Origin of the sequence: Acidovorax sp. LjRoot194, from assembly GCF_964253015.1 — a bacterium.
Lineage (GTDB): Bacteria > Pseudomonadota > Gammaproteobacteria > Burkholderiales > Burkholderiaceae_C > Acidovorax.
Window position 1 is genome coordinate 3,781,027 of record NZ_CAXUQB020000001.1, and the last position, 25,868, is coordinate 3,806,894.

The window sequence follows — 25,868 nt, forward strand, 5'->3', positions numbered from 1 at the left end:
CAAGCCCGGCAGGGGCTGGACCGCTCTGCCGGAACGGCAGCCTCAGCGCCCTTTGCTGGCCGACTTGCCGCCGCTCGACAGGGGCGCGGCCTTGGACAGGGGCGCTGACTTGGACAGCGGGGCCAATTTGGAACTGGAGGGTGAGCGGCTGGACGACGAACGCCGTGAATCGCCCCCCAGATCCGCCAAGCCGGTGTCGACGCTGCGATTGCCGGCGGGCCTGGCTGCCGGGGCCGGTATCACCCGCAGCGCGCCTTCGGACGCCAGCTTGTCCCGCATGCGCCGCGTCATCGACTGTGTACTGGCGTCTGGCGCTGTGAACAAAAACAACGTGCCGTGCGGGCTGGACCAGGTGAGCTGGGTACGCACCAAGCGGCCGTTGGTCACCAGCTCGACCCAGGCACCGATCACGAAATCAGCGTATGGGTCGGGCAGTGCTTCTGCGGGCGCCTGGGCGCTGTCCTGCGGCTCCTCGGCCACTTCAGGTGCAGGGGCTGGCTCCTGCTGCAAAGCATCCTGCACGGCAGGCTCGGCCACAGGCTCTGGTTCAGGCTTGGCAACGGCCGCCGGGGGGGGCTTTTCGAAAGCCTCCTGGTGCAGCCCGACCAGCCGCTGCAGCAAAGCACTGGTCTGCACCGCGGGGTAGCCGATGGTTTTCAGGCCCTTGCGCAGCTTGGCCAGCAGACCGGGAATGGAATCGTTGAGGCGGTCGGGGTCCTGGCGGGTGAGGTCCGGTTGCGAGCTCCACAGCAACACAGGCACCAGGGCAAGATAGCCGCCCGGGTCGTCGTCTGGCGAATCGGCGGGCTTGAGCACCTGGGCCAGGGCCACCACATCGGCCCACGGCCCGGCAGCAAAATCGACGATGTCAGCGGGAACGGAGGCCACATCGGCCAGCTTGCGGATGTCGGCAGCGATCTTTTCGGCCAGCATCTCGCGTTGCTCCGCATGCAACAGCGCCTTTTGCTGCGCCTCCTGATGGGCTTTGAGTTTCTTTTCCTGGGTGTCCCAGGCCGACTGCAGGGCCTTGAGCACGGTATCGAATGGCCCCGCGTCCTTGATTTCTGAACTGGACAGATGATCGACCGCGCCTTTGACCAGCCGCATGAAGCTGCTGAAGCCGGGCGCCGTTTCGCCGGTGAATGCCAGACTGCGCTGGGTCAGCTCGTCGAGCAGACGGCGCGCCGGGTGGTTGCTTTCCGTGAAGAAACGGGCATCGTGCTGCACCAGTTGCTTGAGCGCGGGCTCCAGCGTCTGCACGGCCTTTTGCACCGGCGGGAGCAGCCGCGCATCCTGCGCGATGTTGAACATCATGCGCCCCACCACCTCGGTCGCAACGGCGGTGGACTGCGCGACCCCATCCATGGGCATGGTGGCGTACACCACCGGCGCCACGCCGGGCGGCAACCGCCAGCCGGACAGCGGCACCGACAACGAACCCGGCTGGCTCATGCTGCCGCTGCCGGAGGCACCGCCTGCCAGACGGCCGACCAGCCGCTCCAGCTGGGCCATGTCTTCCATCGCCTCTGCTGCCGCGCCGGCAGGGTAGTACGCCCCGCCTGCACCCGCTGCACCCACAGCGCCAACAGGACCGGCAGGAACGCCAGCGCCAGGGTACGAGCCGTTGACAGGCACAGCCGCAGCTTGCACTGGCACGCCCCCTGCAGGCATGGCGCCATAGGACCGCGGATCGAAGGGGTCACCGCCCGCCAGCATCTGCCGCAGGATGCCCACCGTCAGCAAGGCTTCTTCGGCAGAAGGCATCATGCCGCCCTGCTGCGAATCGCCGCTCCATCCGGTATTCGGCCCCATGCCGCTGCGCCCGTAGCCACCATTGGCCGGATCACCCATGGGGCCGTTCATCGAAGGGCCGTAACCCGAGTAGCCGCTGCCATACCCAGTGCCTGGGCCGCCATAGCCGGTCCCTGCACCGGAGCCCATGCCGTTGCCGTAACCCGTACCGGCGTACCCCGACCCGCCACCGCCTACAGGTCCGCCCCGTCCACTGCTTCCAGGGGTGCCGAGCACGGCATATCCGACGGGCTGCACGCCATGCTCACGCAGGCTGGCTGCGGTGCGGCGGTATTCTTCGACCAGAAGTTTGCCCAGCAGGTCGCGCATGTGCTGCATCCACAGCTGGCGCACCTCCGGCGACACGGTGGTATCACCCACCACCTGCTGCAGGGCGCGAATGTAGCTTTCGGGCCGCAACGGGTTGCGCTCCGGCTGAACGCTGCGCAGGCCCTGCGCAGAGCTCACCAGGGTATTGAGTTCGGCCAGCACGGCATCTGTGGCGTGCAGGGCCGATTGCTGTGCTTTGGACAGCTCGACCTGCGCCTGCATCTCGTTCTCGTCCATGAGCGAGAGCTCGCCGAAGTCCATGCCGGTGTCTTCGGCCGTGCTGCGGCCCTTGGCGATGGACGGGCCTTCGGCAAAAGTCTCCAGCAGCGCCATGGGATACCCCTTGACCATGGCGGCTTCGTGCTGGTTCAGCAAGCGCAGGCTGTCACTGACGAGGTTGCGCTGCTGAATGTTGCGGACGCTCGATTCTTCCTCGGTCAAGGCGCTTTGCGTCACCTTCACCAACTGCTGCATCAACGCTTCGCCCCCGCGCACGGCGTTGACGACGCAGGCACGGAAGACGGTTCTCGACTGAGAAGCAGGCTGGGACATGGTGGGGAAGAATCGGGCGAGAGGTTTCCAGATGCAATCCTACTTGACCTGAAAGCTTATTTCAGGTCTTCGAACCAGCTCCTGACGGCTTATTTCAGGGCTTTGTAGCGCATGCGCTTGGGTTTGGCGCCTTCTTCGCCCAGTCGCTTCTTCTTGTCGGCCTCGTACTCCTGGTAATTGCCGTCAAAGAACGTCCACTGGCTGTCACCTTCGGCCGCGAGGATGTGGGTGGCGATCCGGTCGAGGAACCAGCGATCGTGGCTGATAACCAACATGGTGCCCGCAAATTCCAGCAGCGCATCTTCCAGCGCCCGCAGGGTTTCCACGTCCAAGTCGTTCGACGGCTCATCGAGCATGAGCACGTTGCCGCCAGCGATCAGGGTCTTGGCCAGGTGCAGACGGCCGCGTTCACCGCCGGACAGCATGCCCACCTTCTTTTGCTGGTCGCTGCCGTTGAAGTTGAAGCGGCCGCAATAGGCGCGGCTGGCCATCTGGAACTTGCCCACGTTGAGGATGTCCAGGCCGCCCGAGACGTCTTCCCAGACCGTCTTGTCGTTGGCCAGGTCGTCACGGTGTTGGTCCACGAAGGCCATCTTGACGGTGGAGCCGATGACGACTTCGCCCGAATCGGGCTTTTCCTTGCCGGCGATCAGCTTGAACAGCGTGGACTTGCCGGCGCCGTTGGGGCCGATGATGCCGACGATGGCGCCCGCAGGGATGTTGAAGCTCAGGTTGTCGATCAGCACCCGGTCGCCGAAGGACTTGGTGACGTTCTTGAACTCGATCACCTGGCTGCCGAGGCGGTCGGCCACGGGGATGAAGATTTCGTTGGTTTCGTTGCGCTTTTGGTATTCGAAGTCGCTCAGTTCTTCAAAACGGGCCAGACGGGCCTTGCTCTTGGCCTGGCGGGCCTTGGGGTTCTGGCGCGACCATTCCAATTCCTTCTTCAGGGCCTTGGCGCGGGCTTCTTCACCCTTTTGCTCGGCCTCCAGGCGGGCGCCCTTCTGGGTCAGCCAGTCGGAGTAGTTGCCCTTGTACGGAATGCCGGAGCCACGGTCCAGTTCCAGAATCCATTCGGCGGCGTTGTCCAGGAAGTAGCGATCGTGGGTGATGGCCACCACGGTGCCGGAATAGCGCTGCAGGAATTGCTCGAGCCAGTCGACCGATTCGGCGTCCAAGTGGTTGGTAGGCTCGTCGAGCAGCAGCATGTCGGGCTTGGACAGCAGCAGGCGGCACAGCGCCACACGGCGCTTTTCACCACCGGACAGCACGCCGATGTTGGCGTCCCACGGGGGCAGGCGCAGCGCGTCGGCTGCAATCTCCAGCTGGTGCTCGGAGTCGGTACCGGCCGTGGCGATGATGGCTTCGAGCTCGGCCTGCTCGGCCGCCAGCGCGTCAAAGTCAGCGTCTTCTTCGCCATAGGCGGTGTAGACCTCTTCCAGGCGCGCCTTGGCGGAGTACACCTTGCCCATGGCGGCTTCCACGCTTTCGCGCACCGTCTGGGTCGGGTCGAGTTGGGGCTCCTGGGGCAGGTAGCCGATGTTCAGGCCCGCCATGGGAATGGCTTCGCCTTCGATTTCCTTGTCCAGCCCCGCCATGATCTTGAGCAGCGTGGACTTGCCGGAGCCGTTGGTCCCGAGCACGCCGATCTTGGCGCCCGGGAAGAAGCTCAGGGAGATGTCTTTCAGGATTTGCCGCTTGGGCGGCACGATCTTGCCGACGCGGTTCATGGAGAAAACATACTGCGCCATTACATGATCCTCCGCGAGCAAACCGAGTGGGCGCCGCCGAAGGCGGGCAGTTGTGTCGACAAAACGTATTGGGCCATTGAGTGTCTAACCTGCAAAAGTGAGCAGAAATTCTGCGTGCAAACCGAGATTATCAGGCCATGCGACAATACGCCTCGTGACGGGCTCCAGTTGCCCGACGCATCAGCACGCTGCTGGGGACGAAGGAAGCACCCAAACTTCCGGGCTCCCACTCATGAACCTCATCGGCTTGAGACTGGCTCGGCAACCTCCGGTTGCACGACAGGCCGATACCAGCGCCCCGGATGGGCGCATTCAACGACATGACATTTGACGAATTGAACCTGGCTCCTGCCATCCTGAAGGCCGTGCACGAAACGGGCTACGAGACCCCCACGCCCATTCAGGCCCAGGCCATCCCCGCCGTGCTCGCAGGCCACGACCTGCTGGCCGGCGCGCAGACAGGCACCGGCAAGACCGCCGCGTTCACCCTGCCGCTGCTGCACCGCCTCTCGCAAGGCGCTGCCCCCAAGAACAAGTTCGGCGGCAAGGGCATCCGCGCCCTGGTGCTGACGCCCACCCGCGAGCTCGCCGCCCAGGTGGAAGAGTCCGTGCGCGAATACGGCAAGTACCTCGACATCAACTCCACCGTGGTCTTCGGCGGCGTGGGCATGAACCCGCAGATCGACCGCATCAAGCGCGGCGTGGACATCCTGGTGGCCACCCCCGGCCGCCTGCTGGACCTGCAGCAGCAGGGCTTCCTGGACCTGTCGACCGTGCAGGTGCTGGTGCTCGACGAAGCCGACCGCATGCTGGACATGGGCTTCATCCACGACGTGAAGAAAGTGCTGGCCCTGGTGCCCCGCGAAAAGCAGAGCCTGCTGTTCTCGGCCACCTTCAGCGACGAAATCCGCGACTTGGCCAACACACTGCTCAAGAACCCCCAGAGCATTCAGGTCACGCCCAGCAACACCACGGTGCAGCGCATCACCCAGGTGATCCACCCCGTGGGCCGCGGCAAGAAGAAGCAAGTGCTGCTGCACATCATCCAGCAGCACAACTGGAGCCAGGTGCTGGTGTTCACCCGCACCAAGTTCGGCGCCAACAACGTGGCCGAGTTCCTGACCAAGAACGGCGTGAACGCCATGGCGCTGCACGGCAACAAGAGCCAGAGCGCCCGTACGCAAGCCCTGGCCGGCTTCAAGAGCGGTGACATCCGCGCCCTGGTGGCCACAGACATCGCTGCCCGCGGCATCGACATCGACGAGCTGCCGCACGTCGTGAACTACGAAATCCCGAACGTCTCGGAAGACTACGTCCACCGCATCGGCCGTACGGGCCGCGCCGGCAACAGCGGCGAAGCCGTCAGCCTGGTCTGCATGGACGAAGAAGGCTTCATGATGGACATCGAGCGCTTTACCAAGCAGCAGATTCCCGTGCAGGTCATCGAAGGCTTCGGCCCCGACGCTGGCGAAAAAGCCGAGCCCATCGCCATGGGCCGCCAGACCATCTGGGGCGGCGCAGGCAAGCCCCCGAGCCGTGACGTGATGCAGGCTGCCGCCAAGGCCGCCCGCAGCGAAATGATGGAACGCATCCGCACCAACAAGGCCGGCCAGGGTGCCGGCGGTGGCGGTGGTGGTGGCGGCGGCGAGCGTGGCCCCCGCCCTGCGGGTGGCGGCAACGGTGGCGGCCGTGGTGGCCGCGCTGGCGGCGGTGCCAGTGCTGGCGCTGGTGGCGGCGGCGGTGGCAACGGCCCGCGTGGCGGCCGTGCCGGTGGCGGTGGCGGCGGAGCACGCGCCGGCGGCCAGGCACCTGCACGCGGTCGCTCCGGCGGCGGCGGTGGTGGCGGCTATGGTGGTGGTGGCGCCCCCCGCTACGACGACTCGCAGCCCCCGCGTCCAGACGCACACCTCGGTACGCATTCGGGCCACAGCAATCCGGGCAACCGCGCGTCCGGCCATGGCGCTGGCGCCGGCGGCCAGCCCGACCCGATGCGCACCAGCGTAGACAGCATGGGCGGCCGCCGCGGCGGTGGTTATCGTGGTGGTAATGGCGGAGGAGGCGGCTATGGCGGAGGCGCGGGTGGCGGTGGTGGCCGGGGCAACGGGCCTCGTGGGCCAGGCGGTCCTCGCGGCTCTTTTAACCGCTGATACATCCCCTTCAGGAAACGCGGCAGCACCCGGTGCGGTGCATGTGCTGCACGCCCAAGGCCGGCGCGCTCCCGCGCTGAGCCATCCACGGCTGCACCTGCACGCCGTGGACTTTGCGGCACTGCCCGCGCTGCCGCCGGTGGATGATGTCTACATCACCCTGGGCACCACCATGGCTGTGGCGGGCAGCCAAAGTGCTTTTCGGGCGGTCGACTACGACGCCGTGCTGGCCACAGCACGTGCAGCGCGCGCAGCTGGCGCCACACGCTGTGGCGTGGTCACGGCCATGGGCGCCGATCCTCACTCTCGCATCTTCTACAACCGCGTCAAAGGCGAGGTCGAACGCGACCTGCAACGGTTGGGTTTCGAGACCCTGGTGATTGCACGCCCTTCGCTGCTCATCGGTGAGCGCCATGCGCTGCAGCAGGCGCCACGCCGTGCAGAGTCGCTGTCCCTGACGCTATTTCGCTGGCTCGACCCCATCGTGCCTACCAACTACCGCGCCCGCCCGGGTGCGGATGTAGCCCGCGCACTCGTGCATGCCGTACAGTCACTCCCTGCCGGGTTGCATGTGCTGTCTGGTCGCGCGTTGCAACCCATGGGCTGAGCGGCTTCGGACGGCCAGGGGTGCAAGCGGCATTCGCTTCACCACCCCGCCATTCCATGCGCCCCACCGACACTCCCGTACCCCTGGCCACCCTGATGGTGGCCACCTGCAACACGCTGAACCTGGCCAACCCCGGGCGTGTGTTCTATGACAACCAGGACCCCTACACCCAGGCCGAATTCGACCGCAAGCTCACCTGGCTGGGCGATCGTTTTCGCACGCTCAATGCCGATGTGCTGGCGGTGCAGGAGGTGTGGGACGACGCGGCATTGAAGGGGGCCCTGGCCCGCAGTGGGCTGCGCTATGACTTTGTGGCCGTACCCGGCGCCGAGAACCAGGGGGCACAAGGCGGTGCACACGGAACACCCCGCGTGGGCATTGCCACGCGGCTGAAGGTGGACGCCTTGCAGTCGTTCGCAGAGTTCCCACCAGGCTTCGAGGTCGAGGTGCCGGGCCTGGGCCGGCATTCGCGCTTCGAGCGCCCTCCCCTGGTCGTGACCTTGCACATGAAGCACGGGCAGACACTCAACGTGCTGACCGCCCACCTCAAGTCGAAGCGGCCCAAGTTCCTGCAGGATGGGCAAGGCCATGCGCTGGAAGACCGCAGCGACCCCAAGGTGATGGCACTGGCGTCGCTGCGCTCGCTCATGATGCGGGGCGCCGAAGCCATGGCGCTGCGCTGCCTGGTGATCGACCTGCTGCACCGCACCAGCGTGCCACTGGTGGTGATGGGCGACTTCAACGACACGCCCGACAGCGTGACCACCCAGCTGATCTGCGCCACCAACGAAATCGCCTATGACCGCGGAGCGCGGGACGTGGCACTGTTCAACGCGTACGAACTGCAGGGAGACGCCGCGCTCAAGAAAGACGTGGCGTACTCTCACATTCACCAGGGATCGCCCAGCGTGCTGGACCAAATCCTGGTGAGCGAAGAGTTTTTGCACAATGGCCGCAACAGCATCGGCGACGTGCGCAGAGTGGACTATTTCAATGACCACCTGCACGAGGGGCGTGACCGCTCACGGTCCGACCATGGCTTTGTGCGCGCGCTGCTGCGGCTGAGGATGCAGGCAGACACCCGGCAGGAACCGGCAGCTGCTGCAGCGCAGGCGCCCGTGCCGCCGTATTCGGCTGGACTCCAGACACCGGGTGCGACAGCCGCCTCGGGGATGCCCGGGCATATCGCTCCTCAACCCCACCCGCACGCAGTGACAAAACCGTAGCGTCCAGCCCGGCCCGACGTGTCAACGACAGGTTTGCAACGGGATGTACGCTGACACCGGCTCCCGCAGGCGCGCAGGTAACATCGCCGTAACAAAGCCGCCCTGCGGCCCCTCACTGGCAGAAAACACCATGACCATGCATACCTTCTTCCGGCGCACGTCGCGCGGCTCGGAGCCCCAGCCTTTCTCCGCGCTATTGCCGCAGACTCCCTGGAAGGTCTCTGCCGCGCTGGCAGCCGTGCTGCTGAGCGCCTGCTCCAGCACGCCGCTCCCGCCATGGCCGTCGTCCGGCCCCACAGCGCGCACCACGGCACCCGCACCACTGCCCACCCGCGCCCAGAAGGGCACGGTGGTACCTGCTCCTCTGGGCCAGCCACCTGCGCGCTTGCCAGCACCGGCCCCGCGCGAAGGCGCTGTCGCCAGCCCGCTGCCCCCATCCGCCCCGCTGGTGGTGCAGAACGAAGGGCCGATGGCGCCGCCCTATTCCGCGGCCGTGGCTGCACGGTTCCCGGACCCCGCCGTGGCGTATGCCACCCCGGGGCTTGGTGCGGACCGACGGTCTTTCACCACGAACGCTGAACTGGGCCAGTGGCTCCAGTCGCTGGACGATCCGGCCCAGCGCGGCGCCACCCGCACCCGGCTGCTCAATCTGGGCATGTCCCAGCGCGGCGAGCCCATCCTTGGCCTGCTGGCCACCCGCGCAGCCGGCACCGACCCCATGCAGCTGGACAACAGCGGTCGCCCCACGGTCGTTCTGATCGGCCAGCAGCACGGCGACGAACCGGCAGGGACCGAAGCGTTGCTCGTCATCAGCCGTGAACTGACCCAGGGGCTGCTCGAGCCCCTGCTCGACCGCATCAACGTGGTGATCATCCCCCGCGCCAACCCCGACGGAGCCGCGGCTGGCACGCGCGTCACCGCCAATGGCGTCGACATGAACCGCGACCACCTGCTGCTGAACACCCCCGAGGCACGCGCCCTGGCGCGGGTGGTGAATGAGTACCGCCCCATCCTGGTGGTGGACGCGCACGAATACACCGTGGCAGGCCGTTACCTGCAGAAGTTCAACGCCATCCAGCGCTACGACGCGCTGCTGCAGTACACCACCACGGCCAACTATCCAGAGTTTTTGACCAAAGCCTCGCAGGAGTGGTACCACCAGCCCATGGTCGCGGCCCTGAAGGCCCAGGGATTGGCGAGCGACTGGTACTACACCACCTCCAACAACCCCGACGACAAGAGCATCTCGATGGGCGGCACGCAGCCTGACACGGGCCGCAATGTGAATGGCCTGAAGAACACGGTGAGCCTTCTGATCGAAACGCGCGGCGTGGGCATCGGCCGCATGCACATCCAGCGCAGGGTTCATTCGCAAGTCACCGCCATCACGAGCGCGCTGCGCAGCACGGCCGAGCGCGCCAACAACTTGGAGCAGGTGCGCTCTTTCGTGGCGCGCGACATCAGCGCGCAGGCCTGCCGCGACCAGGTCGTGGTGGAGGCTGCCGCCACACCTACCCAGCGCGAACTGGAGTTCCTCGACCCCGAAACCGGCGCCACGCGGCCGATTCGTGTCGAGTGGAACTCGTCCCTCACGCTGCGCCCTACCAAGACCCGCGCCCGGCCGTGCGGCTACTGGCTGTCGGCCAGCTCCACAGCTGCCGTCGAACGCCTGAAGCTGCTGGGCCTGCAGGTCATGCGCGTGGCCGAGCCCGGCTCCGCACTGGCTGATACTTACCGCGAAACCTCGCGGGAGTCTGGCGACCGTCAGGACGTGATCGGCACCATCGCCGGAGGCACCGGCATCGTCCGTGTGCAGGTAGCCCCCATGCGCAGCGCCATCGACGTGCCTGCCGGCAGCTACTACATTCCTCTGAACCAGCCGCGCGCCAATCTGGCAGTGGCAGCGCTGGAGCCCGACACGCAAAACAGCTATTTTGCGAATCGCCTGATCGACGAGTTGGGACAGACGGCGCGCATCATGAGCAATCCGTCGCTGGTGTTTGAAGAGACGGACTGAGGAGCGGACCGCGCTGCAGATGCGCGCTGTGAATTCAGCAGGCTTGGCGCAAGATTGCTATGCCGAAGCATCTGCCGATCTGTGCGGCAGTCCGCCAGCGAGCTTTGCGCGCTGCCTGCACCGCTTCACATGACACCCTGCTGGAGCGCCCTTCCAGCGCCTCAGCCTGCCCTGGGCAAGTGCTTCAGGTCCATGATGGACAGGCAGCACAAGCTGTTGTGGGTTCAGACGGGAAACAGTGTGCGCGCCAGTGCTCAGCAGGCCCGCTGAGGAAGCGCAAACCGAATTACTATTAATTCAATAGCAACGAAATACCGCCCATCCAGCGGTAGCACGGTATTTCGGCAATTTCAATCAAATGCGACTGTGCAGCGCGGCAGGCGCTGTCGCTCGGGCACGGCGCGTCTCGGTGCGCTCCACAACGTAGCGCGACATGGCCTGGGCCAGCGCCTCGTCCGCCAGAAACACCGCGCTGTCGCACTCCTGCGTGAGCCTGCGTGCCTCGTCGCTGCTGTGGCTGCGCACGACGGTTTCGATGTGCGGGTTCAGCATGCGTGCGGTGCCGATGATCTGCCTCACGTTCAAGGTGTCGGGTGTAGCAATCACCAGCATTGCCGCGCGGGCGATGTGCGCCTGGATCAGCACAGCCGGGTCCACCGCATCGCCAAACACAGCCGCCACGCCGGACTCGCGGAGCGACTCCACCAGTTCGCGGTTCTGCTCGGCCACCACGAACGGAATGTCGTTGGCCGCCAGGGCGGCGGCCACGCGGCGCCCTACCCGGCCGTAGCCGACCAACACGACCTGCCGCGCGAGGTAGCGCGAATCGGTGGTCATGGGCAACTCGGCCAGCGGGTCGTCCCGCTGCTCCAGCCGCCGCGCCAGCGCGGAGCGGGCACGCAACCAGTCCTGCAGCGGGGCAATGGCGCGAAAGAGCATCGGGTTCAGGGCCATCGATATCAACGCACCGGCCAGCACCAGGCTGGCACCCTCCACCGGCAAGAGCCCCAGCGACGAACCCAGCGCCACCAGGATGAAAGAGAACTCGCCGATCTGCGCCAGGCTGGCAGACACCGTCAGCGCAGTATTGAGCGGGTAGCGGAACGCCAGCACCAGGGCCGCGGCCGCCAGCGTCTTGCCCAGCATGATGATGGCCACCACGGCAAGCACCTGCACGGGCCTGTCCCACAGGACAGATGGGTTGAACAGCATACCCACGGAGACGAAGAACAGCACGGCGAAAGCGTCGCGCAGCGGCAATGACTCCTCCGCGGCGCGGTGGCTGAACTCCGACTCGCGCATCACCATGCCCGCAAAGAAAGCACCCAGCGCAAACGAGACGCCGAACAGCGCAGCAGACCCGAACGCAATGCTGACCGCAGCCGCCACCACGCACAGCGTGAACAGCTCGCGCGACCCTGTGCGCGCCACCTGCCACAACACCCACGGGAACAGCCGCCGCCCCACCAGCAGCATCAGCGCCACAAAGCCGCCAACCTGCAGCAAGGTCCATCCCAGCGTCTTCCACAGCGCTGCGCCGTCCACAGCCTGGCCCTGGGCACCGTGGCCCCCCAAAGAGCCAGCCAACGGCGGCAGGAGCACCAGCACCAACACCATGGCCAGGTCTTCGACCACCAGCCAGCCCACCGCGATGCGCCCGGTATGGCTGTCGAGAATTCCCAGCGTCTCCAGCGCGCGCAGCAGCACCACCGTGCTGGCCACCGACAGCGCCAGGCCAAACACCAGCGCACCGCCCCAGCTCCAGCCCCACCACACGGCCAGCGCCATGCCGAGCGCGGTGGCCACCATCATCTGCACCACCGCCCCGGGCACCGCGATACGGCGCACCGCCAGCAGGTCGCCGAAAGAGAAATGCAGGCCCACGCCGAACATCAGCAGCATCACGCCGATTTCGGCCAACTGGCTGGCCATGGCCATGTCGGCCACAAAACCGGGTGTATACGGGCCGATCACCACCCCAGCCAGCAAGTAACCCACCAGCGCAGGCAGCTTGAGCCGCGCCGCCACGAATCCCAACGCCAGCGCCAGTCCAAGCGCAGCGGCAATGGTGCTGATGAGATTGACGCTGTGTGGCATGGGCTGAGTTGAAGTGGGAAGCAAACAGAGACAACAGGCGCACGGTGCGAGCGCCACTCCGTTATACCCGCATCCGCCATCCCCTTGCCATGACAACCCCGCAAATGCCGCCCGATGACGACAACAAGCCCAGCCGCCGCAGGTATGATCCAGGGTTCGCGCAGCGGCGTGCGGCAATGACGGTTTCAATTCATTGCCCGTACCGTGCCCAGCGCTTCGGCCCCCGCGGCCGACATCCATCCATCTGCCCGTAGCTCAACCGGATAGAGCAATTGCCTTCTAAGCAATAGGTCGGGGGTTCGAGTCCCTCCGGGCAGGCCAATCATTGGCCCCTCATCCCTTCTTCGTCGCCTCGCCAATGGGCGTGATTGCGGCTTGCCGCCGCAAGCAGCGCTCAAGTGCGGCGCTGTACAGGTCTGTGTGGCTGCTGAAGTTTTTCGACTCGAAGCCCAGGGGCATTGGCACTCGCGCTGTGGCTAGGACGTGGGTGTTTGCAAAACACGCCATCCTTGACTGGATTTGCTGACGCCTGCGCGGGCCGAAACGATCAGCGCGAACTTCGTGAAAAGATCAAGGCCATATTCCCACGGTGGGAATAAAAGACAAAAGCCGCTGCAACCTTGAAAGTTGCAGCGGCTTTGCTGATTTGGGGTGGCTGATGGGGCTCGAACCCACGACAACAGGAATCACAATCCTGGACTCTACCAACTGAGCTACAGCCACCGAAGCTTCGTATTATAGCCCGAGATTTTCACGTCTCGGGCCCAACTATTCAATTTTCTGCAGTTGCCTGCGCCGTGGTTTCCGGACGCGGTGCCTTGATCTGGACCTTGAAGCGCTGCTTGAGCAGTTCGTAGTACGCAAGGCCTTCGGCCGTGGTCCACCACTGCACATACTGCTGGCGCTCTTGCTGGGCGCGCTGCGCGTCCGGTGCCTGGCGTGGCACCACACGGTTCACCTTGACCACCACATAGCCTTCGGTGCCCAAGTCGACACCGGCCCAGCCTGGCAGGCTGTCCGACGGCGCGCGCAGGGCGGCGTCGATCACCTGGCGCGACTGACCCTGGGGCTGCTCGCGCGAGATCTCCACGGCCGCAGGCAGGCCGGTGGCAGCTGCGGGGTTGGCCTTCCAGGCGGCCAGCTTGGCCTCGCCTTCCTTGCGGGCTTGCTCGGCAGCGCGCTGCGCGATGAACAGCGACTTCACGCGTGCGCGCACTTCGTCGAGCGGCAAGGTGCGGGCAGGGGTGTAATTGGTGATGCGGCCTGCGGCCATCTGGCTCGTGCCGACTTCGACCGCCTCAGTGTTGCGCTTGTTCTGCACCGAGTCGTTGGAGAACAGGGCTTCCAGGAACTTGCTGTTGGCCAGCGGGCCCTTGGCGCCAGGCGTGGGCGTGCGTGTCACGCCGGTGGCGGTCTGCACCTTGAGCTTGAGCTTGTCGGCCACGGGCTGCAGGCTGTCGGCCTGTTCATACACACCGTTGGCAAACGACTCCGCGACTTCCGCGAACTTGGCTTGCGCCTGCTGCTGCTTGAGCTCGGCCTCCATCGAAGGACGCAGTTCTTCGAAGGTGGGCTGGCGAGGCGTTTTGATGTCGGTCAGCTGGATGATGTGGTAGCCGAAGTCCGACTCGACCACATCGCTGATCTCGCCCTTCTTGAGCGCAAACGCTGCGTCTTCGAACGGCTTGACCATCGCATTGCGGCCGAAGAAGTTCAGATCGCCGCCAGCGACGGCAGAACCCTTGTCGTCGGACGATTTCTTGGCCACTTCGGCAAAGCTCGACGGCGTCTTGCGCACCTGGGCCAGCAGTTCTTCTGCGCGGGCCTTGGCTTTTTCGCGGTCGGCTGCCGGGGCATCCTTGGATGCGTTGATGAGGATGTGGCTGGCGCGGCGCTCTTCCTTGCCCGACAGGCGCGTGAGATTTTCCTTGTAGTACGTGCGCAGGTCGTCTTCGCTCAGCGAGATGCCGGCACGCACGCTGTCCAGGTCGAGCACCACATATTCGACAGCGGCCTGCTCGGTTTGCTGGAACTGCGCGGTGTGGGCCTTGTAGTAGGCCTCCAGGTCCGCGTCTGCAGGCTCTGCCTTGGATGCGAGGTCCGTAGCCTTGAAGCGCAGGATCTGCACTTCGCGCCGCTCGTACAACGGGTCCAGCGCCAGCTTGATCTGAGCATCGGTACCAAAGGCCGAACCCATCACGCCGCCCATGACCTGGTTGACCGACAGGTCGCGGCGCACGTTGGCTTCGAAACCTTCGGGCGTGAGGCCCTGGCTTCCGACCAGCGCGCGGTAGGCCTCGGCGTCGAGCGTGCCGTCAGCGCGCTTGAGGCCGGCGATGGCAGGGATCTCCTGCAGGCTGCGGGCCAGACGTGCATCGCTGGTCACAAGGTGCATGTCTTTGGCTGCTGCAGCCAGCACGCGGTCGCGCACCAGGCGCTCCAGCGTGGAATAGCGGGACTGCGGCGAGTCCAGCAGCTTGGGATCGACCGTGGGAGACTGAGCGCGGATGCGGTCGGTTTCCATGCGATGAGCATTGTCCCAATCGGTTTGGTTGATCTTGTGGCCATCGACGCGGGCAACCACCGGGCTCTTTTCAGAGAAGTAGTTGCTGTCGATACCTACCAGCACAAACGATGGAATGATCAGCAAGAACAATAAGATCATGACGATCTTGGAGTGCTTGCGGATGGATTCAAACATGGTCGATCTTTCAGAAGACAAAAAACAAAAGGCGAACTTGCGTTCGCCTTTGTTCGGTGGGTGGTGGGTCCTGACGGTCTCGAACCGCCGACCTACTCCGTGTAAAGGAGCCGCTCTACCAACTGAGCTAAGGACCCCGCCTAAACTGATCCTCAGTTCAAGGCATCTTTCAATGCCTTGCCAGGACGGAACTTTGGAACTTTAGCAGCTTTGATTTTAATCGTATCGCCCGTACGGGGATTGCGACCGGTACGAGCGGCCCGCTTGCCAACTGCGAAAGTGCCGAAACCGACGAGCGAAACAGTGCCGCCCTTCTTCAGGGTCTTCTTGACGGCCTCGATCGTGGATTCCAGGGCACGCGCGGCAGCGGCCTTGGAGATGTCGGCGTTGGTAGCGATGTGCTCAATCAGTTCGGTTTTGTTCACAAGAAGCCTCTCGGGAAAGAGTTGATGGAATGTCTCGCGGATATCTGGTCTTCACACGTCCCAAAGCGCAGCCTGAAGGAGACTGGTTGAAAGCAGACGGGGGAATGACTGGCATACACAGCAGTGGCTGCTGCATCAGATTAAAGCCATCGAGTTTCCGGGTGTCAATACAACACGCTGTTTTGCGGCAGCGTAGCGATGAATTCTAGTCGTATTTCGTGCTGCGACTGGGCGTGCGGACCGTTTTGTCTCATACATGCCGTATGGGCAGCATTCCGTATTGACACCCCTCTTGCGGCAAGGCACGCGGGCGCAAAAGGGCTTGAAATCCAGCGTAGAAAGGCGTTTGTGGTGCACGTGGAGCGCGTATCGGGCGCCGCAGCACCATCCAGGGCAGACGTTCGCACCACGGCAGTGCGCAGCAGACCATGCCGCCGCATCGATCACCGGCACCATCCGCCAACATGCCTTTTCGAACAGCATGGCAGCAGCCCCAAAAACCGCTGCATGACTGAACTCAAAACAGCAGCACCCGGCCCAGCAGGCACAGGCAGGCCCGACAGAGCTACTTCACGCGGGCCCGGATCTCGGGCAGTGCCTTTTGCAGGTAATACACCATCGACCACACCGTGAGCACGGCAGAGGCCCAGATCAGCCAGGTGCCCCACACCCCGGTGTCGATCACGCCGAACAGCCGGGCGTCGTACAGCAGGAAGGGGATGGCCACCATCTGCACGGTGGTCTTGACCTTGCCGATCATGTGCACCGCCACGCTCTTGCTCGCGCCGATCTGCGCCATCCACTCGCGCAGGGCCGAGATGGCGATCTCGCGGCCGATGATGATCAAGGCCACGAACACATCGGCGCGCTGCAGGTGCACCAGCACCAGCAGCGATGCGCACACCAGGAACTTGTCGGCCACCGGGTCCAGGAAGGCGCCGAAGGACGAGGTCTGGTTGAGCTTGCGTGCCAGGTAGCCGTCGAGCCAGTCGGTGGCCGCGAACACCACGAACATCACCGTGGCGATGAGGTTGCGGGTGGCAGGATCCAGCGGCGCATAGAACACCCCCACGATCAAAGGTATCGCGACAATGCGCGTCCAGGTCATCAGCGTGGGGATCGTCCAGAACATGGCGGCGATTGTGTCACGGCCCGGGGTGGCCCCACGCGCCGCATTGCATGCACGCACCGCCTTTGCGGCGAATGTGATCGTGCAGCAACGCTCCGGCTCAGCGCAGCGCCCGGTAGATCTCTTCCGCGAGCTCGCGCGAAATGCCGTCCACCGTGACCAGGTCTTCGACGCTGGCCGAGGCCACGCCGCGCACACCGCCAAAGCGCTGCAGCAGCCGTGCACGCTTCTTGGGGCCCACGCCGGCAATCTCCTCCAGCTGCCCGCCGCCCACCCGCACCTTGGCGCGCGCGGCGCGCATGCCGGTGATGGCAAACCGGTGGGCCTCATCGCGAATCTGCGCCACCAGCATGAGGGCCGCTGAGTCCTTGCCCAGGTAGACCTTCTCGCGGCCGTCGGCAAACACCAGTTCTTCCAGGCCGACCTTGCGGCCCTCGCCTTTCTCGACGCCGACGATGCGCGCGAGGTCGAGCCCCAGGGCCGTGAAGACCTCCCGCGCCACGCCCACCTGGCCCTTGCCGCCGTCGATCAGCACCAGGTCGGGCAGGCGCGCCACGCCCTTGGGCTTGACGGCACCTTCGGCGGACTCAGTGTCGGGCGGCGGGGCGGCCGCAAAGTCGATGCCCCCGGCTTCGCGTGCGGCCTCCACCACCTTGCTGTAGCGGCGCGTGAGCACCTGGCGCATGGCGGCGTAGTCGTCGCCGCCGGTGATGCCTTCGATCTTGTAGCGGCGGTACTCGCTGCTTTGCATCTTGTGGTGGTGGAACACCACGCACGATGCCTGCGTAGATTCGCCCGCCGTGTGCGAGATGTCGAAGCATTCGATGGTGAGCTGGTCCAGGTCCTCGGGCGGCAGGTCCAGCGCCTCGACCAGCGCGCGGGTGCGGGCCTGCTGCGAGCCCTCTTCGGCCAGAAGGCGGGCCAGCTGCAGGCTGGCGTTCTTTTGCGCCATGTCCAGCCAGGCCCGGCGCTGCTCGCGCGGCTGGTGCACCGCCGTCACGCGCAGGCCCGACTGCACGGTGAGCGCTTCCATCAACGCCTTGTCCACGGGCTCGCTCGTCACCAGCAGCGGCGGCACCGGCACACCGATGTAGTGCTGGGCGATGAAGGCTTCCAGCACCTGCACCTCCACAGGCCGCGCGGGGGCTGCCACGGCGTGGTCAGGGTTGTCGTCGTCCGCCTCCTCCGCAAAGATGGCCGCCGCGTCTTCCACATGCACCGGAAAGTACGGCCGGTCGCCCAGGTGGCGCCCGCCGCGCACCATGGCCAGGTTGACGCAGGCGCGGCCGCCTTGCACCCGCACCGCCAGGATGTCCACGTCCTTGTCGTCCGCGATCTCGATGGACTGCTGGTGCAGCACGCGCGACAGGGCCTGGATCTGGTTGCGCACCTCGGCGGCCTGCTCGAACTCGAGCTTGCCGGAGTGCGCCATCATGCGAGTCTCCATGGCCTGCAGCACCTCCTGCGTCTCGCCGCGCAGCAGTGCCTCGGCATGCTGCACATCGGCGGCATAGGCCTCGGGCGAGATCAGGTCTACGCAGGGGCCCGTGCAGCGCTTGATCTGGTACAGCAGGCAGGGCCGCGTGCGGTTGGCAAACACCGTGTCCTCGCAGGTGCGCAGCCTGAAGACTTTCTGCAGCAGCTGGATGGTTTCCTTCACCGCCCAGGCGCTGGGGTATGGCCCGAAGTAGCGGTGCTTCTTGTCGACCGAGCCGCGGTAGTACGCCATGCGTGGAAACACCTGCCCCGGCGCCTCGCCGCGCGCAGCACCGCCGGCCACGCCGGTGATCTTGAGATACGGATAGCTCTTGTCGTCCCTGAACAGGATGTTGAACTTGGGGTTCAACGTCTTGATGAGGTTGTTTTCGAGCAGCAGCGCCTCGGCCTCGGAGCGCACCACCGTGGTCTCCATGCGCGTGATCTTGCTGACCATGTGGCCGATGCGCGTGCCGCCATGGTTCTTGGTGAAGTAGCTCGACACGCGGCGCTTGAGGTGCCGCGCCTTGCCCACATACAGCAGCGCGCCCTGGGCGTCGAAATAGCGGTAGACACCGGGCAGCGCGGGCAGCGCAGCCACCTGCGCCAACAGTTCTTCGGAATGCACATCAGACATGGGCCGTATTGTGGCGGCTCTGCGGCGGCCCTTGCACTACCCCGGTCCACCCGCTCCCGACTTGATCCGGTCGATGCATGCCCGTGCAATGGGCGCAGCATATGAGGCCAGGGCATGCCGATATGCGGTAAGCGCGCAAACGAACGCAGTCACGCTGGCTACAGTGGGCCAGGGCCGTACCTCCCCCGTACGACCACCCGCCCCACCCCACATCCGAAAACGCCCATGTCCCTTGCCGCCCCACTCCTGCAGGCCCGCTACGGCGCCCACGCCAACGCCCTAAACGTGCCCGACAGCCCCGTGCTGGAGCACCTGCTGTCGCACCGGTCGGTGCGCCACTTCCTGCCCGACGCGTTGCCCGAACACACCATCACCACGCTGGTGGCCGCAGCGCAGTCGGCCGCCAGTTCATCCAACCTGCAGACCTGGAGCGTGGTGGCGGTGCAATCCCAAGCCAGCCGCGACAGGCTGGCCGACCTCGCAGGCCACCAGGCGCACATCCGCACGGCGCCGCTGCTATTGGTGTGGCTGGCCGACCTGTCGCGCATTGCCCGCATCGCGCAGTACAAGGGCGCCCAGGCCGACGGCCTGCCGTACCTGGACACCTACCTCATGGCCGTGATCGACGCCGCCCTGGCTGCGCAGAACGCCGTGGTGGCCGCCGAAGCGCTGGGCCTGGGCACCGTGTACATCGGCGCGCTGCGCAACCAGCCCGAGGCAGTGGCCGAGGTGGTGGGCACGCCCGAAGGCGTGTTCCCGGTGTTCGGCCTGATGGTGGGCCACCCGGACCCTGCCCGGCCCGCCGCGATCAAGCCCCGCCTGCCGCAGGCCGCCGTGCTGCACCGCGAGCGCTACACCGCACCCGGCAATCTGATTGAAGAGATCGGCGACTACGACGCGCAACTGCGCAGCTTCCAAACCCGCGAAGGCCTGCCGCCGGCGGACTGGAGCGATGTGGTGCTGGAGCGCCTGCGCGATGCCCATGCGCTCAAGGGCCGCCACCGACTGGTCGAGGCGCTGCACGGGGCGGGGTTTCCGCTGCGCTAGCGATGCCTGCGTACGTCGCTCCGCATGCTATTAAAAATATAGCTATCAGCGCTTACCAGAAAAGCGGTAGCGGCAGTTTTACGCCACATCCGCGCTCACTCGGCCTCGATCTTCGACGTCTTGACCACGCTGGCCCAGCCCGTCAGGTCGGCCTTGACCTTCTCGCCCAGCTGCTGCGGGCTCTGGTAGTCCGCCGTGGCGCCCTGCTCCTGCGCCTTTTGCTTGAACGCGGCGCTCTGCACCACGGTGCGGATGTCGGCGGTGAGCTTGTCGACCACGGGCTTGGGCACGGCAGCAGGCACGAACACCGCAAACCACGAAGTCGCGTCCACCTTGGGGTAGCCGGCCTCGGCGGTGGTGGGCACATCGGGCAGGCTGGGCAGGCGTTCCTTGCCGGTGACGGCCAGCACGCGCAGCTTGCCGCTGGCGATGTGGGGCATGAAGGGCGGCGCGGTGCCAAAGGTCAGGTCCACCTGACCGCCCAGCAGGTCCTGCAGCGCAGGGCCGGTGCCCTTGTAGGGCACATGGACCATCTTGATGCCGCCCTGCTGCTCCAGCATGGCGCCGGTCACGTGCTGCAGCGAGCCATTGCCCGACGACGCGTAGTTGAGCTTGCCGGGGTTGGCCTTGGCGTAGGCGATCAGTTCGGCCAGCGTCTTCACCGGCAGGTCGTTGCGCACCACGATGATCTGCGGGGCCGAGATCACATTGGCCACCGGCTGAAAGTCACCCTGCTCCCACTGCTTTTGTTTCGTCAGGTGGGGCGAGATCACGTGGTAGCCCGAGTACTGCATCAGCAGCGTGTAGCCATCGGCCTCGGCGCGCTTGACGGCGGCAGCCGCAATGCTGCCGTTGCCGCCGCCCTTGTTGTCCACCACCACGGACTGCCCCAGCACGGGCGTGAGCGCCTGGGCCAGCATGCGGGCCGACAGGTCGGTGGTGCCACCGGCTGCGGTGGGCACCACCATGGTCACAGGCTTGCTGGGGTAGGCACCCTGGGCCCAGGCAGAAGAAGATGTACCGAGCGCCAAGATGGCCAGGGTGGTAGCGCCCAGAGCGGCCAATGCCGTGAAAGGCCTGCGAGAGAAGGTGGTCATAAAGGTTTTGTCTCCGTTGTTGTGACTGTCAAAAAATGGTGTCGCTGAAGAAGGGCCCACTATTAAATTAAGTCGGCGCCCATCCACTGGAACCGTTCACGCCGAGCTTGTCGAAGCGCCGCGCAGGGCTTCGACAAGCTCAACCCGAACGGTGGGTTCGAGTTCAAAGATGCCGACGCAACAGGCGCGCGTGCTGGCCGGCCTGCGGGGCTTCAATCCACCGTGGCGCCGGTTTCCTTCACCACGCGTTGCCAGCGGACCAGGTCGTCGCGCACCAGCGCGCCCAGTTGGGCTGGCGTGCCCTTGAAGGGCTCGCAGCCCACCGCAGCCAACTTGTCGACCACGTCCTTGTGGTCCAGCGCCTTGGCCACTTCGGCCTGCAGCTGCGCCACCACCGGCGCAGGCGTGCCAGCGGGGGCGAACATCGCGTACCACGGTGCCTGGCCGAAGCCCTTCAGGGTCTCGCCAATGGTGGGCGAGTCGGGCAAGGCCGCCACGCGCTTTTCATTGACCACGCCCAGCACCTTGAGCTTGCCGGCCTTGATGAACGCAATGGCTGAGGGCAGGCTTTGCACCGACAGCGGCACCTGCCCGCCCACCACATCGGTCGCTGCCGCGGCCGAGCCCTTGTAGGGAATGTGCTGCAGCTGGATGCCCGCGGCCTTTTGCAGCATTTCGCCGATCAGGTGGTTCAGCGTGCCGTTGCCCGCCGACGCGATCGAATACTTGCCGGGGCTGGCCTTGGCCAGCGTGATCAGCTCGGCCACGTTCTTGGCCGGGAAGGATGGGTGTGCCACCAGCACGTAGCCGGCGGTGGCGATGGGCGCCACGGGCTCGAAGTCCTTGACCGCATCGAAGCCCGCGTTCTTGTACAGCGCCGGGCCGATGACGTGGGCGCTGTCGGCCGTCACCAGCAGGGTGTAGCCGTCGTGCTTGGCACGCGCCAGGCCCGCGGTGGCCAGCGTGCCGCCCGCGCCGGGGCGGTTGTCCACCACCACGCTCTGGCCCATCTGCTCGGACAGGCGCTGGGCCAGCACGCGGGCGATGGCGTCGTTGGCACCGCCCGCGGCCTGGGGCACGACCAGCGTGATGGGTTTGGATGGGAACTTGTCTTGTGCGTGCGCGCCGAGCGGCGCGCCGCACGCCATGGCGCCCACGAGCGCGCCCAGCAGCAGGGCGGCGTGTCGGCGGTGGAAGGTGTTGGTTTGGGGCATGGTTGTCTCCTGTCGTTGTGTTGTGGTTTTTGCCGCGGTCAGATCAAATCAGGTCACGCTCCGCCACGCTCGCGCTGCAGCGCCCGGTCGCGGATGGCATCGAAATCTGCAGGCACGGGGTGCAGGTGCAGCCGGGGGCCGGCCTTCACGATCTGGCTCGGGATGTCGTGCCCGATCAACTCTGGCAGGCGTTCCGCCGCCGCCACCAGCGCGGCCAGGTCCACGCCGGTGTCGTAGCCCATGAGGCCGAGCGCATGCACGATCTCTTCGCTGCACACATTGCCGCTGGCGCCCGGCGCATAGGGGCAGCCGCCCAGCCCGCCCAGCGATGCGTCGAAGCGGTCCGCCCCCGCATCGATGGCGGCCAGCACATTGGCCAGCCCCATGCCGCGCGTGTTGTGAAAGTGCAGCGTGAAGTCCACGCCCGGCCAGCGCGCACGCGCCGCCGCCGTGACCTGCGCCACCTGGGTGGGAAAGGCCATGCCCGTGGTGTCGCACAGCGTGATGCCGCCCACACCCAGGTCCACGAACCGCTGCACCCAGCCGAGCACAGCGGCCTCGGGCACGTCGCCCTCCATGGGGCAGCCGAACACGCAGGACAGCGACACGTTGACCGCCACGCCCGCGGCCTGGGCCACGGCCACCACCTGGGCCAACGCGGCGAACGACTGCTCCTGCGTCATGCGCAGGTTGGCGATGTTGTGCGTGGCGCTCACGGACATCACCAGGTTCAGCTCGTCCGTGCGGGCCTCGATGGCGCGCTCGGCACCGCGCAGGTTGGGCACTAACGCGGTGTAGACCACGCCCGGGCGCCGCTCGATCTCGCGCATCACGATTTCGGCATCGCGCAGCGCGGGGATGGCGGTGGGCGACGTGAACGAGGTGACCTCAATCTTGGCCAAGCCCGTGGCCGACAGCGCGTTGACGAGCGCGATCTTGTCGTCGGTGGGCACGAAGGCCTGCTCCATCTGCAGGCCGTCGCGCGTGCCGACCTCCTGCATGTGGATGCGTCGGCCATGGCCTTGCCAGACGGGGCGTTGGAGTGATTCGGGACCGGCGCTCATACCACCACCGTTCGGGCTGAGCCTATTGAAGCCCCCGCCAGTGATTGAAAAAGCCCTTCGGCACGCTCAAGGCGAACGGGGTTGGGGAAATCGCCTCGTGAAAAAGCGGCGTGTGCGGTCAGATTCATTGGATCACCCCTTTGCTGCGCAGCAGCGCAATCTGCTCTGCCGTCAAACCTGCCTCGGCCAGCACCGCATCGGTGTCGTCGCCCAGGTGCGGCGCGCTGCTGCGGATGCTGCCCGGCGTGCCCGACAGCTTGGGCACGATGCCCGGCACCTGCACGCTGTAGCCGTCGCGCGTGGGCTGCTGCAACAGCATGTCGCGGGCGCGGTAGTGCGGGTCTTCGGCAATGTCCTTGGCGGTGTAGACCTTGCCAGCCGGCACGCGGGCGGCGCCCAGCGTCTCCATCACCTGCTGCACCGAGTGCGCGGCGGTCCACGCACCGATGGCGGCATCGATCTCCGCCACGCGGGCCACGCGGCCGGCGTTGCTGCCCAGGTCGGGCGCGTCAGCCAGGTCCTGCCGGCCGATGGCGGTCATCAGCCGCTTGAAGATGCTGTCGCCATTGCCGGCCACCAGCACCCAGCCGTCGGTGCAGGGGTAGGCGTTGCTGGGCGCGATGCCGGGCAGTGCGCTGCCCGCGGCCTCACGCACTGCGCCGAACGCGCTGTACTCGGGAATCAGGCTTTCCATCACGTTGAAGACGGCCTCGTGCAGCGCCACGTCGATCACCTGCCCCTGGCCGCCGTTGACCTTGCGGTGGTACAGCGCCGTGAGCACGCCGATGGCGCCGTGCAGCGCGGCCAGCGTGTCGCCGATGGACACGCCCACGCGCACCGGCACGCGGCCCGGTTCGGCCGTCAGGTGGCGCAGGCCGCCCATGGCCTCGCCAATCACGCCAAAACCTGGCAGGTCGCGATAAGGCCCAGTCTGGCCGTAGCCCGAGATGCGCAGGATCACGAGGCCCGGGTTGAGCGCGTGCAGTTCATCCGGTGACATGCCCCAGCCCTCCAGCGTGCCGGGGCGAAAGTTCTCGATCAGCACGTCGGCCTCGGCGATCAGGCGGCGGGCGATATCCTGACCCTCGACCTGGCGCAGGTCCAGCGCCACCGAGCGCTTGTTGCGCGACTGCACCTGCCACCACACCGATGTGCCCTCCTTGATGAGGCGCCAGTTGCGCAGCGGGTCGCCGCCGGGCACGTCGGGCCGGTCGGGATCGGCGGGGGCTTCGATCTTGATGATCTCGGCACCGAACTCGCCCAGCGTCTTGCCGCAGAACGGGCCGGCGATGAGCTGACCCATCTCGATCACGCGCACGCCGTGCAGGGCGGACGAAGAAAGGGGTGAATCCATGGAAATAGGTGTCTCCTCAAGGGTGAATGCACGACTCGCCACGCGCCCCAAAACCCCCAAACCGTTCACGCTGAGCCTGTCGAAGCGCGGCGCTGAGCACGGCTTCGCCAAGCTCAGTCCGAACGGCGGGTGTATGGGCCAGCGCCGGGCGTGGCTCTCTGTACGTTGGCGCGAATGATGCGCACAGCCCGCCCGTCTGCAAAACGCTGATGCACGAAGCTGCCATCGCAAACCGGCATGGTGGCACGGTACCATCGGCCACTCCGCTGCCAGCCACCCTGGTCTGCGTTCGCAGCCCCCACCCGCCCCCCCATGAAGCTCGACCCCGTCTCCCTGCGCCTCTTCGTTGCCGTGATGGAAGAAAGCACCATCGCAGCCGCCGCCGCGCGCGAGCACCTGGCCGCCTCGGCCGTGAGCCGGCGCCTGGCGGACCTGGAGGGCATGCTGGGCGTGGAGCTGTTCACCCGTAGCAACAAGGGCACCGAGCCCAGCGCCGCTGCCTACGCGCTGCTGAACCTGGCGCGCGGCGTGCTGAACGACCTGGACGGCATCGCCAGCCAGATGCGCGAGTACGGCGCCGGTGTGCGCGGCCATGTGCGCGTGGTGGCCAACATCTCGGCCATCACGCAGTTCTTGCCCGCACAGCTGCAGAGCTTCATGGCCCTGCACCCGCAGGTGGATGTGCGGCTGCAGGAGCAGATCAGCACGTCAATAGCCCAGTCGGTGGCCGAGAACGCGGCCGACGTGGGCATCCTCAACCAGGGCCAGTACGGCGACCGGGTGGTGCAACTGCCCTACCGCACCGACGAGCTGGTGCTGCTGGTGCCCACGGGCCATGCGCTGGCACGCCGCAAATCCGCCCGCCTGGCCGATGCCCTGCCCTACGACTTTGTCGGCGCCCACCCCGGCAGCGCCATCAACAACCAGTTGACCCGGGCCGCGTCCGCAGCCGGCCTGCCGCTGCGGCTGCGCATGCAGGTCACCAGCTACGACGCCCTGTGCCTCATGGTGGCCGCCGGCCTGGGCGTGGGGGTGATGCCGCGCGGCAGCGCAGCCCTGTACAAGGGCACGCAGCCGATCCGCGTCGTGACGCTGGACGAGCCCTGGGCACAGCGCCAGCTGGTGCTGTGCGTGCGGTCGGAAGAATCACTCTCCAGCGTGGCACGGCTGCTGGTGGACCACCTGCGCTCGGGATGACATCACACC

At 66.1% G+C, this 25,868-nt stretch carries 17 protein-coding genes and 3 tRNA genes; 7 read left to right on the forward strand and 13 right to left on the reverse strand.

All coding sequences use genetic code 11. From position 1 onward, the window contains the following. Positions 1–42: 42 nt before the first annotated feature. Positions 43–2,673 carry a DUF1631 family protein gene (locus tag ACSQ3N_RS17115; RefSeq protein WP_436146919.1) on the reverse strand — a complete coding sequence of 877 codons (2,631 nt, stop codon included), beginning with the start codon at positions 2,671–2,673 and terminating at the stop codon, positions 43–45. 89 nt (positions 2,674–2,762) lie between these two features. Continuing rightward, positions 2,763–4,424 carry an energy-dependent translational throttle protein EttA gene (gene ettA / locus ACSQ3N_RS17120; protein WP_056164963.1) on the reverse strand — a complete coding sequence of 554 codons (1,662 nt, stop codon included), beginning with the start codon at positions 4,422–4,424 and terminating at the stop codon, positions 2,763–2,765. Between the two features lie 320 nt (positions 4,425–4,744). On the opposite strand from ettA, the gene ACSQ3N_RS17125 reads away from it, so the two are divergent. The 4 genes from ACSQ3N_RS17125 (at position 4,745) to ACSQ3N_RS17140 (ending at position 10,421) form a co-directional block, all read left to right on the forward strand. Beyond that, a complete protein-coding gene (locus ACSQ3N_RS17125; protein ID WP_056164993.1) occupies positions 4,745–6,571 on the forward strand; it encodes a DEAD/DEAH box helicase in 1,827 nt (608 codons plus the stop codon). 43 nt (positions 6,572–6,614) lie between these two features. Further along, the gene (locus ACSQ3N_RS17130; protein WP_369817122.1) at positions 6,615–7,178 is read left to right on the forward strand and encodes a nucleoside-diphosphate sugar epimerase; all 564 of its coding nucleotides are present in this window, start codon (positions 6,615–6,617) and stop codon (positions 7,176–7,178) included. 56 nt (positions 7,179–7,234) lie between these two features. Then, entirely contained in the window at positions 7,235–8,404 is a 1,170-nt protein-coding gene (locus ACSQ3N_RS17135) for an endonuclease/exonuclease/phosphatase family protein (RefSeq protein WP_082516795.1), read from the forward strand. A gap of 130 nt (positions 8,405–8,534) precedes the next feature. Continuing rightward, on the forward strand, positions 8,535–10,421 hold the full coding sequence (locus ACSQ3N_RS17140) for a M14 family metallopeptidase (protein ID WP_056164960.1): 1,887 nt from the start codon (positions 8,535–8,537) through the stop codon (positions 10,419–10,421). A gap of 354 nt (positions 10,422–10,775) precedes the next feature. Here the strand turns inward: ACSQ3N_RS17140 and ybaL are convergent, their stop codons facing one another. Next, a complete protein-coding gene (gene ybaL, locus ACSQ3N_RS17145; protein WP_056164957.1) occupies positions 10,776–12,518 on the reverse strand; it encodes a YbaL family putative K(+) efflux transporter in 1,743 nt (580 codons plus the stop codon). A 244-nt stretch (positions 12,519–12,762) separates the two neighbouring features. On the opposite strand from ybaL, the gene ACSQ3N_RS17150 reads away from it, so the two are divergent. After that, a tRNA-Arg gene (locus ACSQ3N_RS17150) sits at positions 12,763–12,839 on the forward strand. 326 nt (positions 12,840–13,165) lie between these two features. On the opposite strand, the gene ACSQ3N_RS17155 is transcribed toward ACSQ3N_RS17150, so the two are convergent. From ACSQ3N_RS17155 to uvrC, 6 genes are all read right to left on the reverse strand, one after another. Next, positions 13,166–13,241 (reverse strand) — tRNA-His (locus ACSQ3N_RS17155). A gap of 49 nt (positions 13,242–13,290) precedes the next feature. Further along, positions 13,291–15,219 (reverse strand): SurA N-terminal domain-containing protein, encoded by a 1,929-nt coding sequence (locus tag ACSQ3N_RS17160; protein ID WP_436146920.1) that lies wholly within the window; start codon positions 15,217–15,219, stop codon positions 13,291–13,293. Positions 15,220–15,280: 61 nt separating this feature from the next. Continuing rightward, positions 15,281–15,356, reverse strand: a tRNA-Val gene (locus tag ACSQ3N_RS17165). 15 nt (positions 15,357–15,371) lie between these two features. Continuing rightward, a complete protein-coding gene (locus ACSQ3N_RS17170) occupies positions 15,372–15,644 on the reverse strand; it encodes an HU family DNA-binding protein (RefSeq protein WP_056164954.1) in 273 nt (90 codons plus the stop codon). A gap of 565 nt (positions 15,645–16,209) precedes the next feature. After that, on the reverse strand, positions 16,210–16,776 hold the full coding sequence (pgsA, locus tag ACSQ3N_RS17175; protein ID WP_010460895.1) for a CDP-diacylglycerol--glycerol-3-phosphate 3-phosphatidyltransferase: 567 nt from the start codon (positions 16,774–16,776) through the stop codon (positions 16,210–16,212). A 97-nt stretch (positions 16,777–16,873) separates the two neighbouring features. Further along, the gene (gene uvrC, locus ACSQ3N_RS17180; protein ID WP_056164952.1) at positions 16,874–18,886 is read right to left on the reverse strand and encodes an excinuclease ABC subunit UvrC; all 2,013 of its coding nucleotides are present in this window, start codon (positions 18,884–18,886) and stop codon (positions 16,874–16,876) included. 225 nt (positions 18,887–19,111) lie between these two features. Between uvrC and ACSQ3N_RS17185 the strand changes: the two genes are divergently transcribed. Beyond that, positions 19,112–19,933: an NADPH-dependent oxidoreductase gene (locus tag ACSQ3N_RS17185; RefSeq protein WP_436146921.1), complete on the forward strand. Its 822-nt coding sequence runs from the start codon at positions 19,112–19,114 to the stop codon at positions 19,931–19,933. 95 nt (positions 19,934–20,028) lie between these two features. Here the strand turns inward: ACSQ3N_RS17185 and ACSQ3N_RS17190 are convergent, their stop codons facing one another. The 4 genes from ACSQ3N_RS17190 to ACSQ3N_RS17205 all read right to left on the reverse strand — a co-directional run bounded on the left by ACSQ3N_RS17190 (position 20,029) and on the right by ACSQ3N_RS17205 (position 24,662). Next, the gene (locus tag ACSQ3N_RS17190) at positions 20,029–21,030 is read right to left on the reverse strand and encodes a Bug family tripartite tricarboxylate transporter substrate binding protein (protein ID WP_436146922.1); all 1,002 of its coding nucleotides are present in this window, start codon (positions 21,028–21,030) and stop codon (positions 20,029–20,031) included. 212 nt (positions 21,031–21,242) lie between these two features. Further along, positions 21,243–22,244, reverse strand: a complete 1,002-nt coding sequence (locus ACSQ3N_RS17195) for a Bug family tripartite tricarboxylate transporter substrate binding protein (RefSeq protein ID WP_436146923.1) — start codon at positions 22,242–22,244, stop codon at positions 21,243–21,245. Between the two features lie 53 nt (positions 22,245–22,297). After that, entirely contained in the window at positions 22,298–23,308 is a 1,011-nt protein-coding gene (locus ACSQ3N_RS17200; RefSeq protein ID WP_436146924.1) for a hydroxymethylglutaryl-CoA lyase, read from the reverse strand. Positions 23,309–23,432: 124 nt separating this feature from the next. Then, positions 23,433–24,662 carry a CaiB/BaiF CoA transferase family protein gene (locus ACSQ3N_RS17205; protein ID WP_436146925.1) on the reverse strand — a complete coding sequence of 410 codons (1,230 nt, stop codon included), beginning with the start codon at positions 24,660–24,662 and terminating at the stop codon, positions 23,433–23,435. A 312-nt stretch (positions 24,663–24,974) separates the two neighbouring features. On the opposite strand from ACSQ3N_RS17205, the gene ACSQ3N_RS17210 reads away from it, so the two are divergent. Continuing rightward, complete coding sequence (locus ACSQ3N_RS17210; protein ID WP_436146926.1) at positions 24,975–25,859, forward strand: LysR family transcriptional regulator; 885 nt, start codon at positions 24,975–24,977, stop codon at positions 25,857–25,859. Positions 25,860–25,868 lie beyond the last annotated feature (9 nt).

What these genes read in the sequence shown, in the direction of transcription:
- ACSQ3N_RS17140 (WP_056164960.1), top strand. Translation starts at nt 8,535, where the DNA reads ATGACCATGCATACCTTCTTCCGGCGCACGTCGCGCGGCTCGGAGCCC.
- ACSQ3N_RS17205 (WP_436146925.1), bottom strand. Translation starts at nt 24,662, where the DNA reads ATGGATTCACCCCTTTCTTCGTCCGCCCTGCACGGCGTGCGCGTGATC.
- ACSQ3N_RS17160 (WP_436146920.1), bottom strand. Translation starts at nt 15,219, where the DNA reads ATGTTTGAATCCATCCGCAAGCACTCCAAGATCGTCATGATCTTATTG.
- ACSQ3N_RS17135 (WP_082516795.1), top strand. Translation starts at nt 7,235, where the DNA reads ATGCGCCCCACCGACACTCCCGTACCCCTGGCCACCCTGATGGTGGCC.
- ACSQ3N_RS17195 (WP_436146923.1), bottom strand. Translation starts at nt 22,244, where the DNA reads ATGCCCCAAACCAACACCTTCCACCGCCGACACGCCGCCCTGCTGCTG.
- ACSQ3N_RS17200 (WP_436146924.1), bottom strand. Translation starts at nt 23,308, where the DNA reads ATGAGCGCCGGTCCCGAATCACTCCAACGCCCCGTCTGGCAAGGCCAT.
- ACSQ3N_RS17190 (WP_436146922.1), bottom strand. Translation starts at nt 21,030, where the DNA reads ATGACCACCTTCTCTCGCAGGCCTTTCACGGCATTGGCCGCTCTGGGC.
- ACSQ3N_RS17115 (WP_436146919.1), bottom strand. Translation starts at nt 2,673, where the DNA reads ATGTCCCAGCCTGCTTCTCAGTCGAGAACCGTCTTCCGTGCCTGCGTC.
- ACSQ3N_RS17185 (WP_436146921.1), top strand. Translation starts at nt 19,112, where the DNA reads ATGTCCCTTGCCGCCCCACTCCTGCAGGCCCGCTACGGCGCCCACGCC.
- ACSQ3N_RS17210 (WP_436146926.1), top strand. Translation starts at nt 24,975, where the DNA reads ATGAAGCTCGACCCCGTCTCCCTGCGCCTCTTCGTTGCCGTGATGGAA.
- pgsA (WP_010460895.1), bottom strand. Translation starts at nt 16,776, where the DNA reads ATGTTCTGGACGATCCCCACGCTGATGACCTGGACGCGCATTGTCGCG.
- ybaL (WP_056164957.1), bottom strand. Translation starts at nt 12,518, where the DNA reads ATGCCACACAGCGTCAATCTCATCAGCACCATTGCCGCTGCGCTTGGA.
- uvrC (WP_056164952.1), bottom strand. Translation starts at nt 18,886, where the DNA reads ATGTCTGATGTGCATTCCGAAGAACTGTTGGCGCAGGTGGCTGCGCTG.
- ACSQ3N_RS17125 (WP_056164993.1), top strand. Translation starts at nt 4,745, where the DNA reads ATGACATTTGACGAATTGAACCTGGCTCCTGCCATCCTGAAGGCCGTG.
- ettA (WP_056164963.1), bottom strand. Translation starts at nt 4,424, where the DNA reads ATGGCGCAGTATGTTTTCTCCATGAACCGCGTCGGCAAGATCGTGCCG.